19 protein-coding genes are annotated in these 16,070 nt (G+C 31.0%); 11 read left to right on the top strand and 8 right to left on the bottom strand.

The genetic code is table 11. The features are described from left to right. The first annotated feature begins 49 nt into the window (after positions 1-49). From EYD46_RS05495 to EYD46_RS05470, 6 genes are all read left to right on the top strand, one after another. On the top strand, positions 50-1,069 hold the full coding sequence (locus tag EYD46_RS05495; RefSeq protein ID WP_130936060.1) for an SRPBCC family protein: 1,020 nt from the start codon (positions 50-52) through the stop codon (positions 1,067-1,069). 3 nt (positions 1,070-1,072) lie between these two features. Continuing rightward, positions 1,073-1,438, top strand: a complete 366-nt coding sequence (gene crcB / locus EYD46_RS05490) for a fluoride efflux transporter CrcB (RefSeq protein WP_130936059.1) — start codon at positions 1,073-1,075, stop codon at positions 1,436-1,438. Positions 1,439-1,495: 57 nt separating this feature from the next. After that, positions 1,496-2,059: a Crp/Fnr family transcriptional regulator gene (locus EYD46_RS05485; RefSeq protein WP_130936058.1), complete on the top strand. Its 564-nt coding sequence runs from the start codon at positions 1,496-1,498 to the stop codon at positions 2,057-2,059. 120 nt (positions 2,060-2,179) lie between these two features. Continuing rightward, complete coding sequence (locus EYD46_RS05480; protein ID WP_130936057.1) at positions 2,180-2,377, top strand: tautomerase family protein; 198 nt, start codon at positions 2,180-2,182, stop codon at positions 2,375-2,377. 1 nt (position 2,378) lies between these two features. Then, positions 2,379-3,122, top strand: a complete 744-nt coding sequence (locus EYD46_RS05475) for an SDR family NAD(P)-dependent oxidoreductase (protein WP_130936056.1) — start codon at positions 2,379-2,381, stop codon at positions 3,120-3,122. 13 nt (positions 3,123-3,135) lie between these two features. After that, positions 3,136-3,504, top strand: coding sequence for a nuclear transport factor 2 family protein (locus EYD46_RS05470; RefSeq protein ID WP_130936055.1), 369 nt, complete (start codon positions 3,136-3,138; stop codon positions 3,502-3,504). Positions 3,505-3,704: 200 nt separating this feature from the next. Here the strand turns inward: EYD46_RS05470 and EYD46_RS05465 are convergent, their stop codons facing one another. From EYD46_RS05465 to EYD46_RS05455, 3 genes are all read right to left on the bottom strand, one after another. Then, positions 3,705-4,610 carry a TIGR01777 family oxidoreductase gene (locus EYD46_RS05465; RefSeq protein WP_130936054.1) on the bottom strand — a complete coding sequence of 302 codons (906 nt, stop codon included), beginning with the start codon at positions 4,608-4,610 and terminating at the stop codon, positions 3,705-3,707. Positions 4,611-4,683: 73 nt separating this feature from the next. After that, positions 4,684-5,367 carry a tRNA (5-methylaminomethyl-2-thiouridine)(34)-methyltransferase MnmD gene (gene mnmD, locus EYD46_RS05460; protein ID WP_130936053.1) on the bottom strand — a complete coding sequence of 228 codons (684 nt, stop codon included), beginning with the start codon at positions 5,365-5,367 and terminating at the stop codon, positions 4,684-4,686. Positions 5,368-5,559: 192 nt separating this feature from the next. Next, positions 5,560-6,018, bottom strand: coding sequence for a DUF4920 domain-containing protein (locus tag EYD46_RS05455; RefSeq protein WP_130936052.1), 459 nt, complete (start codon positions 6,016-6,018; stop codon positions 5,560-5,562). A gap of 91 nt (positions 6,019-6,109) precedes the next feature. On the opposite strand from EYD46_RS05455, the gene EYD46_RS05450 reads away from it, so the two are divergent. Beyond that, a complete protein-coding gene (locus tag EYD46_RS05450) occupies positions 6,110-7,174 on the top strand; it encodes a branched-chain amino acid aminotransferase (protein WP_174719891.1) in 1,065 nt (354 codons plus the stop codon). 225 nt (positions 7,175-7,399) lie between these two features. Here the strand turns inward: EYD46_RS05450 and EYD46_RS05445 are convergent, their stop codons facing one another. Continuing rightward, positions 7,400-8,770, bottom strand: a complete 1,371-nt coding sequence (locus tag EYD46_RS05445; RefSeq protein WP_130936051.1) for a glycoside hydrolase family 71/99-like protein — start codon at positions 8,768-8,770, stop codon at positions 7,400-7,402. A gap of 428 nt (positions 8,771-9,198) precedes the next feature. Next, positions 9,199-9,585 carry a pyrophosphohydrolase domain-containing protein gene (locus EYD46_RS05440; protein ID WP_130936050.1) on the bottom strand — a complete coding sequence of 129 codons (387 nt, stop codon included), beginning with the start codon at positions 9,583-9,585 and terminating at the stop codon, positions 9,199-9,201. Between the two features lie 380 nt (positions 9,586-9,965). Here EYD46_RS05440 and EYD46_RS05430 point away from each other — a divergent pair, with 380 nt between their 5' ends. From EYD46_RS05430 to EYD46_RS05415, 4 genes are all read left to right on the top strand, one after another. Beyond that, complete coding sequence (locus EYD46_RS05430) at positions 9,966-10,493, top strand: hypothetical protein (RefSeq protein ID WP_130936048.1); 528 nt, start codon at positions 9,966-9,968, stop codon at positions 10,491-10,493. After that, positions 10,490-12,331, top strand: a complete 1,842-nt coding sequence (locus tag EYD46_RS05425; RefSeq protein ID WP_130936047.1) for a tetratricopeptide repeat-containing sensor histidine kinase — start codon at positions 10,490-10,492, stop codon at positions 12,329-12,331. The genes EYD46_RS05430 and EYD46_RS05425 overlap by 4 nt, the downstream gene beginning before the upstream one ends. After that, entirely contained in the window at positions 12,328-12,951 is a 624-nt protein-coding gene (locus tag EYD46_RS05420; protein ID WP_130936046.1) for a response regulator, read from the top strand. The genes EYD46_RS05425 and EYD46_RS05420 overlap by 4 nt, the downstream gene beginning before the upstream one ends. A 73-nt stretch (positions 12,952-13,024) precedes the next feature. Continuing rightward, on the top strand, positions 13,025-13,357 hold the full coding sequence (locus tag EYD46_RS05415; protein ID WP_130936045.1) for a hypothetical protein: 333 nt from the start codon (positions 13,025-13,027) through the stop codon (positions 13,355-13,357). Between the two features lie 73 nt (positions 13,358-13,430). Here the strand turns inward: EYD46_RS05415 and EYD46_RS05410 are convergent, their stop codons facing one another. The 3 genes from EYD46_RS05410 to EYD46_RS05400 form a co-directional block, all read right to left on the bottom strand. Beyond that, complete coding sequence (locus tag EYD46_RS05410; protein ID WP_130936044.1) at positions 13,431-13,904, bottom strand: Hsp20/alpha crystallin family protein; 474 nt, start codon at positions 13,902-13,904, stop codon at positions 13,431-13,433. A 219-nt stretch (positions 13,905-14,123) separates the two neighbouring features. Then, complete coding sequence (locus tag EYD46_RS05405) at positions 14,124-14,684, bottom strand: DUF4251 domain-containing protein (RefSeq protein ID WP_165454345.1); 561 nt, start codon at positions 14,682-14,684, stop codon at positions 14,124-14,126. 83 nt (positions 14,685-14,767) lie between these two features. Further along, positions 14,768-16,069 (bottom strand): MFS transporter, encoded by a 1,302-nt coding sequence (locus EYD46_RS05400; protein ID WP_130936042.1) that lies wholly within the window; start codon positions 16,067-16,069, stop codon positions 14,768-14,770. Position 16,070 lies beyond the last annotated feature (1 nt).

Genomic DNA, 16,070 nt, shown 5'->3' with positions numbered 1-16,070 from the left:
TCCAAATTTTAAAATTGACTATATTTGTTTTAAACAAAAACCTATTAAAATGAAAGCTTTAAAGTATATTTTCTTTTTGCTACTTATTGCAATAATTGGGTTAGCAATTTATATTGCAGTACAGCCTAATTCCTTTGAAGTTACTCGAACAAAAACCATAAATGCGCCATCTTCAGTGTTATATAATAATGTTATTGATTATAAAAATTGGGAAGCTTGGTCTTCTTGGGCTGAAGCAGACCCAAACATGAAAATAACACTTCCAGAAAAAACATCAGGCATAGGTGCTTCTTATAAATGGGAAGATAAAGATGGTATTGGCACTATGAAAACTACTAAAGCCGTACCTAATACATCTATACATCAAGAAATGCAATTTGCAGATTTTCCGCCTTCTGATATTACTTGGGCTTTTACCCCGAACCCAGATGGCACTACAGAGGCTACTTGGACTATTTCTGGCAAAGATTTAGGTTTTGGTTTTAAAATGTTCTCAACTCTTATGGGAGGTATGGAAAAGCAAATAGGTCCACACTATGAACGAAGTTTAGAAAAACTGGATAGCATATTGGTGGCTGGTATGAAAAAATACCGCATAAGTGTAAATAATATTACAGAACATGGCGGTGGTTTTTACATTTATAATACAGTGTCTTGCAAAATTCCTGATAAGTCGAAACATATTCAACAAATGATGCCAAAATTAGGAGACTACGCAATGAAAAATAATATTAAAATGGCTGGAGCTCCTTTTACTTATTACCATAAGTGGGATGAAGCTAATAACACCGTTATGTTTTCATGTTGTATTCCTACTACAAGTAAAATAATATCTACTAACCCTGATATTCTCACAGGTCAATTAAAATCTTTTAAAGCTTTAAAAACTACACTTACAGGAAACTATGACAACTTAAAAGAAGCATGGGAAACGGCTATGAAGTACATAGATAAAAATGGCTTGATAACAGACGAAAATGGTCCAATGCTAGAGGCTTACACTAATGATCCTATGGACTACCCTAACCCTGCAGATTGGATAACTGAAATTTATATTGCTTTGAAATAGTATATGAAGCAACTGTTATTAGTTTTTATTGGAGGTGGATTTGGTAGTGTATTACGATACCTTATAGGAAAATTTTTAAATAGTACTGAGAATGGCATTCCCTACGGTACATTTGCTGCAAACATTTTAGGAAGCTTAATAATTGGTATTATTTTAGGTTTAGCTGCCAAGAATGATTCGTTATCGCAAAACCAAACACTTCTGCTAGCAACTGGATTTTGTGGAGGTTTTACCACCTTCTCTACTTTTGCTTATGAAAACCATGTGTTTTTAAAAACTGGCGATTTTTTCAGTTTTGCCATATATACTATAGCTAGTTTTATTATTGGATTTTTAGCTGTTTTTGCTGGTATGTATTTGGTAAAATAAAGCCTACTCCAAAAATCATGAGCTACACTTTAATCTCAAAATACTGGAAAAACATCAATGACACATCCGTTAAGACAACATATTGAAGAAATAATCAACCTTACTGATGAAGAATTCGATTTTGTTTTAAGTCATTTTCAAAAAATAAAAAAACGGAAACATCAATACATTGTTCAAGCAGGAGATATAGTAAATAAAGAATACTGGATATTAAAGGGCTGCTTAAAAAGTTATTTTATAGATGATAACGGCAAAGAACACATACTTCAATTTGGAATGGAAAACTGGTGGATTACAGATTATGAATCTTTTGTAAGACAAATTGAGTCAAAAACCTCTATAGACTGTATTGAAGATAGTGAGTTATTATATATCACTTTTGAAAATAGAGAAAAACTTACTGCAGAAATGCACAAAATGGAGCGTTTTTGGGCAAAAAAAAGTAAAATTGGTCGAATAGCTCTTCAAAATAGAATTTTATCCTTACTAAAAAACTCTTCTAAGGAAAAATACAATTTGCTACTAGAACAATATCCAAAACTATTTCAACGTGTTCCCAAAAAAATGATTGCCTCCTATTTGGGAGTCTCTAGAGAGACATTAAGTAGATTGAATTCTTAATAGTATTATTTCTTCTCATTAAAATGTGATTTATATCACACAAAATAAGTGATATACCTCCTTTCTGGAAAAGGCTGTTCTCTACAATTTTGCATAACAAATAATTTAATAAAAAAAGTTATGCCATACATTAACATTAGAGTTACTGACGAACAAGTAACACAAGAACAAAAGCAAAAATTAATAAAAGGAGCCACACAACTTGTGGTTGATATCCTTAACAAAAACCCTGAAACAACGCATGTAGTTATTGATGAAATACCAGTTGCAAATTGGGGTGTAAATGGAAGACAATATTTAGGAACCAAAAACGAGTAAAATGAAAAATAAAACAGTAATTATTTCTGGAGCATCAACAGGAATCGGTAAAGAAATTGCAAAGTATTTTATAGCAAGAGAAAGTAATGTTGTTATGAATTCTGCAAATGAAAACAATTTAAAACGCGCTTACGAGGCACTCGGGTCTCCAACCAATGCCATTTATATGGTTGGCGACATTAGCAAAAAGGAAACTGGACAAAAATTAGTGCAATTAGCACTTAAAACATACAACTCAATTGATGTATTAATCAACAACGCTGGTGTTTTTGCTCCAAAGCCTTTTTTAGATGTTGAAGAAAAAGATTTAGAGCTTTATTGGGGCGTAAATTTAAAAGGAACTTACTTTACCTCACAAGCAGTAATTCCACAAATGATAAAACAGAACAATGGTTCTATAATAAATATTGGTACTGTACTTGTGGATCATGCTATTGGCGGATTCCCTGCTACAGCTCCATTGACTAGTAAGGGTGCTATCCATTCACTTACACGACAACTCGCCGCAGAGTTTGGCAAAAACAATATTAAGGTTAACACCATTGCTCCTGGAATAATAAGAAGCCCATTACAAGAAAAAATGGGTATTGAAAACGCTGACAGTTTAGCAGGACTCCATCTTTTAAATAGAATTGGAGAGGCAAACGAAATATCTGAGGCTGCTTATTACCTAGCCAATAGTGGCTTTATAACAGGAGAAACTATTAATGTGGCTGGCGGACATACTGTTGGTCATACCATTTAAAAAAACAAAACTTATGTATAGAGAGAATATAAAACAAATCGAAAATTTAATAACTAATTACTTTGAAGGTATCTTTTATGGAGATGTTTTAAAACTTGAAACTTGTTTTCATGAAAACTCACACATATATGGAGATATTAAAGGTGTTGATTATTTAAAAAGTATTAAAGACTATCTTGAAGGAGTTAAAAACAGACAAAGTCCTAAAGAATTGAAAGAATCTTTTAAAATGAAAATAATAGGCATTGATATTATGGGTAAAATAGCCATGGCAAAATTGCATGTTCCCATGTTGGGATATAACTATTATGATTACTTATCGCTATCAAAAATTGATAACCGTTGGATAATCACTAATAAGATATTTACCCACTCAGAATAGATACTTCTTAATATTGAAAAAGAAAGTAAAGCGTGAGTTATTTAACTTGCGCTTTACTATTTACAACTTATATAATAATAGGAATCTTCTTTTAATAAATACTATTTAAATTTGAAGAAAAGATACATTTCAATAAATACTAACAAATATCGTATCTAAATTAAGGAAAAAGTATATGCATATGTGTCGATGTATTTCTATTAACACAACAAGTCAACTAAAGCAGGTTGAAGATGATGAAACTTGAATTCAAAACCTTTTTGCTCTATATCTTTAGAACTCACACGCTGACTTTCAAATAAAATAATATACATTTCTCCTAAAACAAATTTCATGAGAAATTTAGGAACATTTGGCAGAAAGAATGGTTTTTTAAGAACCTTAGAAGCTGCTTTAGTTAATTCTGCATTAGTTACTGGATTGGGGGCCACACCATTAAAAACACCTTGCAGCTTATTTTCTAATACAAATAGAAACATACTAGCTAAATCTTGAATATGAACCCAAGACTGCCATTGCTTACCTGAACCAAAAGCAGCACCTGCACCAATTTTTATTGGTTTAATAATTTCTTTGAGTGCACCGCCTTTACTTGATAAAACTAAACCTATTCTAATTTTAGAAACTTTAATATCTAAGCCTGAAAAACCATCAACCTCATTCTCCCATGCACTAACCACTTTACCTAAAAAGGAACTGTTTACCTCTTCATTAGTTCTATCATAATATTTGGTTAGCGAATCTGGGTAAATACCTATAGCACTAGCTGATACAATTTGTTTGACAGTATGTGACTCCCCTTTTAAACTATGTATTAAAAGACGTGTACTTTCCACTCTACTATCAATAATTTCTTTTTTATAGCTGTCTGTCCATCTCTTAGAAATTGAAGCTCCTGCTAAATGGATGATAGCATCTACATTTTTAAAACAATTAGTATCAATATCTTGAGCTTTAATATTCCAGTGAAACCCTTGATAATTATCGTCTTTTGAGATTTTGGATTTTCGAGTAGTTAAGTAGTTTACTTTTATTTCTCTTTCATGACAAAGCTTAACAATTTCCTGCCCAACTAACCCTGTTGCTCCTGTTATTAAAACTCGCATTCCTTTTTTTATATAAATTTACAAAAAGCTAATACCTATTAACCAAAGTTTAAGTAAGGTTTAACAGATTAAATTATTTAGTTGCTCTCAGCATTTCTCGTTTGCCTGGTGGGCCGGGTAATCTTTCTACTGTAAATCCAACAGACTGCATTGCTCTTCGTACGCTACCTTTAGCAGAATATGTAACTAAAACACCTTTTTCTTTTAAAGCGTTATACATTGTCTTAAAGACAAGTTCTGTCCATAATTCTGGCTGCACTCTAGCTCCAAATGCATCAAAGTAAATAAGATCATACTTGTTTTCATCTTCTATTTCATCAAACATTTTTTGTTGTTTAGTTAATGAAAAGTGTTTATTTATTTTATGTGTATGCTCCCAGTCTATATCATGTAATTGCTGAAATATTGACTTTTTATCTTCTACACCTAATTCAGAAGGATAATTTAAAAGTTTGATTTCTTCGTTTAAAACTGGATAACCTTCTACTCCAACATAATTGATATTTAGTTTTAATTTTTCTGCTTCTAAATATGTTATAAATGCATTTAGCCCTGTACCAAAGCCTATTTCTAATATAAACTTTTGCTTTAAAGGCTTTGTTTTATCTTCTAAATCATACACATGATTCAACCCATATTTTATAAATACATGGTATGCTTCCTGAATAGCCCCATGTTTGGAATGGTATTGCTCATCCCAGTCTGGAAGATGTATGGTTGTAGAGCCATCTGCTGTTTTTATTATGTTTCGTTTCATTAAGTCCTTGAGTGAGGTAGTTTAGTTTGCAAATAATTTAAAACTTCATTTAAGTAAATGAAATTGGCTGACAGGTGCGCTAAGGATAGTAGTGGCAGTTTTTGGTCCCACTACAGCGGGAAGCAAAAACTATTAACGAAAAGCCTGCTTGCCGGCAGGCAAGTCCGCCCCCTTGTGTGTAGTACCAAAATTTTAGGGTGCAACTAAAACACCATCTGCCTCAAAGGAATATGTGCGCTTTGGCTCTGTAATAGCCGCAATTTCATCTGTAGATTTGCCAGAATCTGTGGCATAATGGCGTTGCTCATCTACTGAAACTTCTTTTACAAAAGCTTTTCCGTTAATGATTACTTCTTTTCCAGAAATATCCTTGGGGACAAAAAAGCCATAATCCTTAAATTTTACCATAACTTCTTTGTTTTCTCCCAAATCTAACGTCATCCAACATCCTTTGGCTTGACATACCTTATTTACTGTAGCTTTTATCTTTGCATTTATGCTGTCTCCTTGTTGCATAGTTTCGTAGTGTGCTGCCATAGATTTGGCAATTATAGCGTCTTTAGATTGTATTTCTTTACCAAAAGAAGTATAATTCTTATCGCATGAAATAAGTACCATAAAACATATTGCCAGTAGAGAAAATTTTTTCATTTTATAAAATTTATAATTTTAAAGCATTTATGTAAAGATACCGCATTTTTGAGAATGAATTTTATAAATTTGTAAGCTAAATTAATATGACATGAGTACTATAATCAACGACATTGAGATTATAAAAACAAAGTCCAGTAAAATAAATGAGGTGGACTTTGATGATTTAAAGTTTGGAAGTGTTTTTTCAGACCACATGCTCGTATGCGATTATAAAGATGGTAAGTGGCATGCACCAAAAATAATGCCTTACCAACCTTTAACATTAGATCCATCTGCAAAGATTTTCCATTACGGACAATCGGTCTTTGAAGGTATGAAAGCTTATAAAGATGCTGATGAAAATGTCTGGTTATTTAGACCTGAAGATAATTGTAACCGTTTAAATATTTCGTCGAAACGTTTATCTATTCCAGAGTTACCAAAAGCATATTTCATGGATGGCTTAATTACTCTATTAAAATTAGATAAAGATTGGATCCCTACCAACGAAGGGAGTTCATTATATATTCGTCCGTTTGTATTTGCATCAGGACAGGGGTTTCATGCCTCTCCAGCTGATGAATATAAGTTTATAATTTGTACTGCGCCTTCTGGGTCTTATTTCTCTGGAGAAGTAAAGGTTTTAATTGAAGAAAAGTACTCACGCTCCGCTAATGGAGGTGTAGGTTTTGCTAAAGCTGGTGGTAATTATGCTGGACAATTTTATCCAACACAATTGGCAAAAGCTAAGGGTTACCAACAAGTTATATGGACAGACGACCACAAGCACGAATACATTGAAGAAGCTGGTGCAATGAATATTTTTATTCGCATTAACGATACGCTTATTACTGGGCCTACTAGCGATAGAATATTGGATGGTATTACCCGTAAGAGTATTATTGAACTTGCTGAGAGCGAAAATATTCCTGTTGAGGTTAGAAAAATTACTGTAACTGAAGTGGTTGATGCTGCAAAAAATGGTAGTCTTAAAGAAATGTTTGGTGCTGGTACTGCTGCTGTAGTTTCTCCTATTTCTGCCTTTGGATATAAAGGTACAGATTATGATTTACCAAAATTAGAAAGTACTTATGCTGACTTTTTAAAGAAGCGTATTACCGATATACAAACAAATAAAGCTGAAGACCCTTTTGGTTGGAGGTATAAAGTGTAGAAGTTTTTAGCACCATTATTTTCCTTAACATTAAACTTAGAAAATAAAAAGAAACTCATTTTACATCAAAGTCGGAAATTTTAATCTTCCGACTTTTTTTGATTTATAAATTTGAGGATTTTTTCAATACATCATTGTTTAGGAGTTATTTCAAAAGCACTTTTAACTAAATTCATAAAGTTTCAGTCTAGAAAAACAATAGAAGTGCATCTTCAAGTTTAATTTCTAAGTATAAAACCTATCTATAGCTTGCAAAATCATATCTACCTGCTCTATATTTAAAACTTTCATATAGGTATAACTTGCATCCAACAAATTCATAACTGTAATATTATCCCTGTATTGCATCCGAGCATTATATAATCTTGCACAAACCGCTAAATCCTGCTCAGAATAACTTACGCCTGTATATTCTTGTAACATTTGTAAATATGTAAAACCAAATTGCGTAGTAGGCTCAATCATGGTGCCTTCCCCAAAATCATTCCATGTAATAATTTGAATAAAATCTGAAGCGTTATTAGTAGATGCATTTAAAGATTCTACAAATGTAAGCCCATCGTATTTAGGCAATACCCAAGAATTAGAACCATCACTCCATCCCCCATCAGTATAATAACTTGCAAAACCAGGATAAACGGAGCCTATTGTCATATAGTTAGAATCTGCATAAGTATTATAATAATACTCTTTAGCTAAAAGATGGTCTTGAGCTACCCACAAAAACTCCCCTTTAAAATTATCTCCAAGTGAGCCTTTCAATCCCCAAAGAGATAAAAGATAAGGTTGCTCATCTTCTGGAAATACCGAATATATATCATCCCATTGCTGTTTTTCTGTAATATGGTGCGGTCCAAACATAGAAATACTCTTAATGCCATTAAACTCCAAATAATTAGAGCTTTTAAAGTAAACATCATTAATGTATTTAAAATCTTGTTTGGCGCGTTTTACAGGGTCAATCGCTACACTTGTATTTTCCATGTAAGCCACACGGTCTTCGTACATTACAGCGAATTCTAAATCTATATTTTCTAACTTTGGTATAAAAGTTTCTGTGGCTGTTTTAATAAGACCATAATCATGAATATCCCTACTTCCGTACCAGTCAAAAATAACGCCATCTATACCACAAAGTTTCATTAATAAAAAGTGGTATTCTTGTAAATATTCATCAGAAGAAGAATAGGCTCCTATTAATGGATTGTAATAAGACGCAACCTCTTGTTGTCCTTGTGCATCATAATTGTCAGGGTTCCTATTAGTCATGGTCCAATGCTGCCCCCAATACCCATCATAACTCTTAGATTGAAACCACGGCATATAATGTACATATACCTTTTTAGGATTTTCTTTATCTATAACCATGCCCAGAGTGTCTGCTTTTTGTGTAAGACCTTTACGCATTAATTTAAGTTCTCTATCTAAAACTTCTCTAAGTACCGAATCTGGATAAATTATGGAAGGTTCAGGAATACTATAAAATGAAAAATCAGTGTTTTCTTGGTTAATAGATTCTTGATCTGTACTACATGATATTATGATAAAACTCCATAGTAGCAACTGTATTTTTAACAGTTTATTAAACGTTTTCATATTCTTAAATATTATGTCTGAGGGAGAATTTCATAAAATTAAGATACTATTATTTGTACGTTATTATTTATTTATAATTATGTATTTTCTTTATTAATATAATCTTTTAACAATGTTTAAATATAGGAAAAATTTTATAAAAGTTGCTATTAATCAACAATTTAGTCATAAATCTAGTTAAGTTAATGGAGTTAAATAGTTAGTTTTACTTAAGCTAAGAACCGCATAAATTATGAAGTATTGTATTTTTATGCTGAAAGTAATATACTTTAAAATGAAAAGAAATTTCTATTATTTTGAGCTAAGTAAAACAGCTAAAATTCTCTTCTTAATACTTTTTAAAAACTTAATAAATCACTTTTTTTTATTAAATGGAGCCGCTTTTAATAAGGCTAATAAGGAAATAGTGTATCATTTCAATAGATATTCTACTTTTCTAAAATAGCCTCAATATTTGGCTTAAAGTAATTTGGACCTTTTAGCACTTTTCCATCTTCGCGGTAAATAGGTTGTCCGTCCTCCCCCAGCTTACTCATATTGCTACGTTGTATTTCTTCAAAAACTTCTTCTATCTTATATTGTAATCCGTGTTCTATAATAGTACCACATAAAATATATAACATATCCCCTAGTGCATCAGCGACTTCTACCAAATCGTCATTATTTACAGCCTCAAGATATTCTTCATTCTCTTCACGCATTAATTTATAGCGCAACATATTCTTTGCAGATCCCAAATCAGCTTTTGGTGTTTCCCTATGCCCAATTTTAAATGCTGTATGAAATGCTTTTACAGCTTCAATTTTATTTTTCATGTATAGTGTTTTACTTAAATTTGCATAAAAATAGCTATATGTTTAGTAAAGGTCAAATCATTTTCGGAATTATATTTTTTATTGTCTTCTCCATCATTATTGGCTATACTTATCGTAAAGATCTAAGGCTACATAAACGCTTTTATAAAGGTAGTATTTGGATGCTTGTAGCGTTTATTGGGTTTATCTTACTCATAAGTGCGATAAAGTTTTTATTGTAGTAAAAGCATTATACCTTTATTTTTTACTTTTTATCTAGCATTTCTTTCTTGCTGCACTTTTCTTTATACTTTGAAGGGTAAAATATACCTAGTATTGGGTATTTATTATTTTAGAATTTCTATTGAAGTTTGTGGTATAACTAAATCAAAAGAAACAAAATGAAATTAAAAATTTTAACCGTGTCATGTTGCATCATAGTGTTGATTTTATCATGTAATAGTAAATGCAATAATAATAATCGCAACGATATGCCATTATTACAAACTAAAGCTATTCAAGAATATTTTGAATATTACAGTAATATTCCTATATACAATTATGATTTTTGTGAAAATGATAGTTCATATTGCGGAAAAGCATATTACAATACGAAATATGGTTATGCTTTATTCGCTATTCCCACCCCAAAAGGTTCAGAATTAAGATATAATGGAATGAGTTCTGATAATACAACTATAGAGTATATTTGTGAAGTTGATACCTTTTCAAACGATATCTATTTACAACCGAAATTAATTTCTGGATTAAGTCAAGAAAAAGGAAATCCATTGAATCTTTCTGTCGAGTACATTTATAAAAGTAGAAACTGTGGAAACAGTGATATAAGAAGTGGAGGAGTCAAAAAAAACACAACCCCCATAGCTGGTCACCCAATAATAACGCCAGAGTCTAATAAAGGAAATTGAAATATCTAATCTTGCCTTTACTATTCTACTATTCACTCTGTTTTTCGCAGAGTGATTCTACTTTCTATTATTTTCATAATACAACATCAAAAGATTATTTAATACATAAAATTCAAAGTTCGAAAAGTAGAAGTGATAGAGATTATTTTAATCTTATTTTACATTCCAGAGATAAGAATACTGATTCTATACTTTTCTATCTAGAATTGCTTAAAAAAAACAAACCATATTTAAATACTAAATACAGTAAAATACTTTATTTCGAAAGTTATTATCACAAATTACTTAATAATGATTCTCTTTATTTAAAAAAAAGTTTTGCTGCATATACAAAAGGGGTAGAAATCCAAGATACCCTAACGGTTTTAAATAGTCTATCTGCTCTTTCACAATCCTATGACTATTTAGAAGACAATTATTACAATTTGAAATACCTCAATCTATATAAAAATAAAGCTACTTTATACAAATCTAGAAGGCATAATATTATACATAGCTTTTTACTAGGAAATTATTATTTGTTTAGAGATAAGTCTAAATTAGCATTACATCAATATGAAAAGATTACTAAAAGTGTTCTACAAAAAAATGATAGTATTTATCTAATATCTACCTATCATAATTTAGGAGCACTATACGAAACAGTAATTGGTAATTCAGATTCAGCTATTTATTATTATCGTAAAAAAATTTCATTATTAAAAAAATACCCTCAACATTCAAACCCTAATCAATTTTTTGATATGTATATTGGAATTGGCAATTCATATCTTTCTAAGAATAATGTTGAAAAAGCAAAGTATTACTTTAAAAAAGCTGACAGTATTACAACACAAGGCAACGAAATTTTCAAAAAATCTTTGATTAAAGAAAATTTATCTTTGTTATATGCTAAATCCAAAAAATTTGAATTAGCTTATCAAAACTTAAAAGAATATCATGCTTTATCTGATAGTCTTAATCTAAAAGAGCAAAGAATTGCCATAGCTGATATTCAAGAACAATACGATAACGAAAAACTCCGCGCAGATAACTTAGAAATTGAAAACAAACGTAAACAAAATCGCAACCTTCTTATTGGAGCAATAACCTTTATAATATTAGGAGGTACCATTATGTTGCTCATCCAAAAAAACACCCGCAAAAAACAAAAATTAGCAGAACAAGCCAAAGTTTTAGAAAGTCAAAAACTAGCAACAGTTTTAAAAGAACAAGAGTTAGTTAGTATTGATGCTATGATTGAAGGCCAAGAAAAAGAACGGCAACGCATCGCTAACGATTTACACGACGATTTAGGCGGACTCATGGCAACAGTTAAACTACACTTTAATGCTCTAAAAGATAAACAAACCCCTGAACTATTTGATAAAACCACTACCCTTTTAGATGACGCCTATCATAAAGTTCGTTCTATTGCTCATGCAAAAAATTCTGGGGTTATTGCTAAACAAGGGCTTCTTGTAGCTGTACAAAACATGGCTGATAAAGTTTCTATGGCCAATCAAATCTCTATTAAAGTTATAGATCATGGTTTAGAAAATAGATTAGAAAACAGCTTAGAGCTTACTATTTTTAGAGTAATACAAGAACTTATTACAAATGTTATAAAACATGCTGAAGCTACTGAAGCCACAATTCATCTTACCAATCACGATGATGCTTTAAATATCATGATAGAGGATGATGGTAAAGGTTTTGATCCTAAACAAATCACAAAAAACCACAAAGGCATGGGGATTAGTAGTATTGATAAACGTGTAGAACACTTGAGTGGTAGTATGACCATAGAATCTGAAAAAGGCATAGGAACGACCATAATAATAGATATACCCACATGATACGACTAGTTATTGCTGAAGACCACCAATCTCTTATTGATGGGATAAAACTACTTTTAGAATACGAAGACGGCATATCTGTAGTAGGTACTGCCAATGATGGCAAAGCACTACTTGAAATCGTAGACAAAAAGCAACCTAATGTTATTCTAATGGATATTAGGATGCCAAAAATAAATGGTATTGATGCTACTAGAGAAATAAAGCAAAATCATCCACATATAAAGGTTTTAGCATTTACTATGTTCGATCAAACCGAAGCTATTCAACAAATGTTAAATGCTGGTGCTTCCGGTTATATTCTTAAAAATTCTACATTAAAAGAAGTATACAAAGCAATTTTAACCGTACATAAAGGCGGCACTTACTTTGATGCTAATATTAACACCAATGCTTTGCAGTCTCAACCATCTAATAAGTCTAAAGGTATTTTAACAAAAAGACAAATTGAAATTTTAGAGTTGATAGGACAAGGCAAAACTTCTCGTGAAATTGCAGACACACTGTTTATAGGTATACATACTGTAGACACCCATCGTAAAAACATGGCACGTATATTAGGTATACAAGGCAAAGGAGAACTAATGCGATATGCATTAGAGAAAAAATATAAGTTCTAGAATTTACCCAATACTGGGTATTGAACTACCATTATGTTTTATTGAAGTTTACACAAACAATAAAACATATAAAATGAAAGCTTTAGTTGTACCCTTTTTGTTAATTATCTTACCAATAAAAATCTTTTCACAAGACTACATACCAAATTCTGTGAGGGATTTTAAAAATATTGATCAAACAGATATTGATGTAGGTGATTATAAATCTTTTAATATTCTGAATGATACTCTTGGACTAGATGGAATTGACTTTTCAGTAAACACTTATTTAAACTCTGTACATTTACATGTACAATATTCTTCAAATAAGAAAAAAGACTTGAATATTCCTGGGTTTTCTGGCTCCCAAGTTTTGTTTGGTTTAAATGTTACAGGAAAACTAATTAAGCTCTTAGAGAGTGAATGATTATAATATACAGTAAATAAAAAAGAGGTGTAAAAACCTCTTTTTTATTAAACTAATTCTAAATCTTTATCAATTATGAAATTTTAATAGTTCGCACAGGCTTAGGCTTAGCCTCTTCGCGTTTTGGTAATTGTATACTTAAAATACCATCTTCATACTTAGCTTCAATTTTGTTATCTTCTATAGAATCTGGTAAAGTAAAGGTTCTTTTAAACGAAGTATAACCAAACTCTCTACGTGTAAAATTATCTTCATTATTTTTAGCTTCTACTTTCTGTTCAGCAGATATAGACAAAGTATCATTATCTAAGTCTATATTAAAATCTTCTTTTTTAAACCCTGGAACTGCTATATCAACAAAATAGTCATCTTTTGTCTCCCTGATATTTACTTTTGGAGTAAATACATTTGTGTTGAAATTGCTTGAAGTAACTGCAGGAAAAGCATCTATATTAAATAAATCATCAATCCAATTAGACCAGCCTCTCTGGCTTAATCCATGGTTTTTATAATTTCCATTTTTTGATACATTCATTAATGCACTCATAATACTATAATTTTAAATTAAACTTTAAATTTCTTTTTACTTATGAAGTTGTTTGCAAACTTCAATACATTAATAAGCAAATGGAATACCATAATAGAAACAATGAGATTTTGACAGGATTTAATAATCAGAAATGAACTAAAAATGCCAAAATGACATTATTTAATCAAAACATAATGACTTTTTGTCGCTAAAAAACAAAATATGATTTAGTAAAGCTTAAGATGTTTTCTCCTCTTGAGATATTTTTTTAACCTGTCCAGAATATTGAATAGAAAAACGTGAATTTCCATTTAATACAATTTGGCTTGTATTATTAGGAAAAAGTGTAATAATGACATTAAAATTTTCAGCATTACTTTTAGCCCTAAACGTGAAAATTTTACGATTTTTCTTTCCGTCTTCTATTTTTAAATCTTCCATTACCCCATTAAATTGAATAGCACTGTCTGTTCCTCCATAAGCCACCTGCATTTGTCGTTCTCCAAAATAAGGTAAATAGGATGTAATACTGTCTCCCTTTATAGTTAGAAAGTTAGCATTCCCTATTAAGTTAATGGAGTTGCCATTATTGTTAGGCCCCATTAATCCTGAATTCAAAACTTGAGTCATAGCATTAGTCAATTGCGGGTATGCCCAATCAGACTCTATTGTAAATTCTTGGGATGCAATAAGTGCTTTAAAGGTTTCGTACTGTTGAGCAGTAGCAATCTCTTTAGATGTTTTACAAGACAGAGCAATTAACATTAACACTACAAGCTGTATATTGTTTCTTTTCATAACCATAGCTGTAAGTTACTAAAAAGATAAAAAGAACACTTATAAGAATTCGTTAAAAAACTGATTACAAACTATTAAACCAACTATTGAGGATTTTTAACCCTAGTAGACGCCAATATTAAAAATAACAGAAAACCTCCAGTGATGTAGCTTATGTTAGTATAAGACCCTAAAGCTGTATAACAATAGCTAAATAGACTTGGTGCTATAGCACTAGCAATTACTAAAAAGCTCATGACTTTCCCTGTTATTGCACCTAAATGTTCTCTTCCAAAATATCTTGGCCATGTTACGGCATTAACTACTGCAAATAGCCCTCCAAACATTCCTAAACCCAAAATTAAAGCATATACACCAATATTAGAATTTAAGAAATATAAACCTAAAGATGCTAGAACTCCTGAAAAAAGCATAATGTATACATATACTTTATGATGGATATAATCACTTAACACATTACCTAGAGTAGATATAATAACAGCAATTATAGATATTGGGAAAAATACGGCTATGGCTTGATCTTTAGTATAATCTTGACTTTCAAAAATAGAAATAACGTGAAATGTAAAACCTGTAACAAAAAAACTATTAAAGGCTAGTGTTAAGCCAATTACCCAAAAAGCACGGGTTTGTTTAGCTTCTTTTAAAGTAAAGTGCTTTTCAACTTTACTTATTTTTAAAGTTTTAGCCTTAATTGATTTACCATCCGGTTTAAAACCAAAATCTTCAGGATTATTTCTATAAAACTGAATGATACAAAAACTAAAAATAATAAGACACATTGCTAATATTTGCCACGACATTTGCCATCCATTCTCATCAATAAGATAGTTAATCAATAATGGTGATACTGAAAAACCTAATGAAACCGTAACACTACTTATCGCGTTAATCTTACCTCTATTCTTATCAAACCACATCATAATCATATTACGTGATGACATGGTTAAAACACCTTGTCCAAAAAAACGTATTAAAAAAAATAAAAGTGTGATAACAACAAAAGGTACAACCCAAGAATTAATATTCAATATAACACTAATGCTATTACTGATATTCACAGATTGCGAACATAACACTAATGAGACACCTAATAAGAATGCAGAAAAAAATGCTACATAACGTGCTCCAAACCTATCAAATAACACCCCTGCCCTAGACACAAAAAACGCACTTAATAGCGTGCCAAACATATATGCATTACTAAACTGATTTCTTGATAAACCTAAAGCGTCTTTAACAGGGTCTGTAAAAACAGAAACACCAACTGTTTGTCCAGGAATACTAGCTAAAACTCCAATACTTCCAAAAATAAGAACTACATAGCCATAAAAAAAAGGAACTTTTTTTGGGTTGATAAAGGAAAATCTATTTGGATTCTTCAAA

This window comes from Hyunsoonleella pacifica (assembly GCF_004310335.1).
Lineage (GTDB): Bacteria > Bacteroidota > Bacteroidia > Flavobacteriales > Flavobacteriaceae > Jejuia > Jejuia pacifica.
Note: the sequence above shows the minus strand (reverse complement) of the source record. Positions and strands in the feature narration are given on the sequence as shown.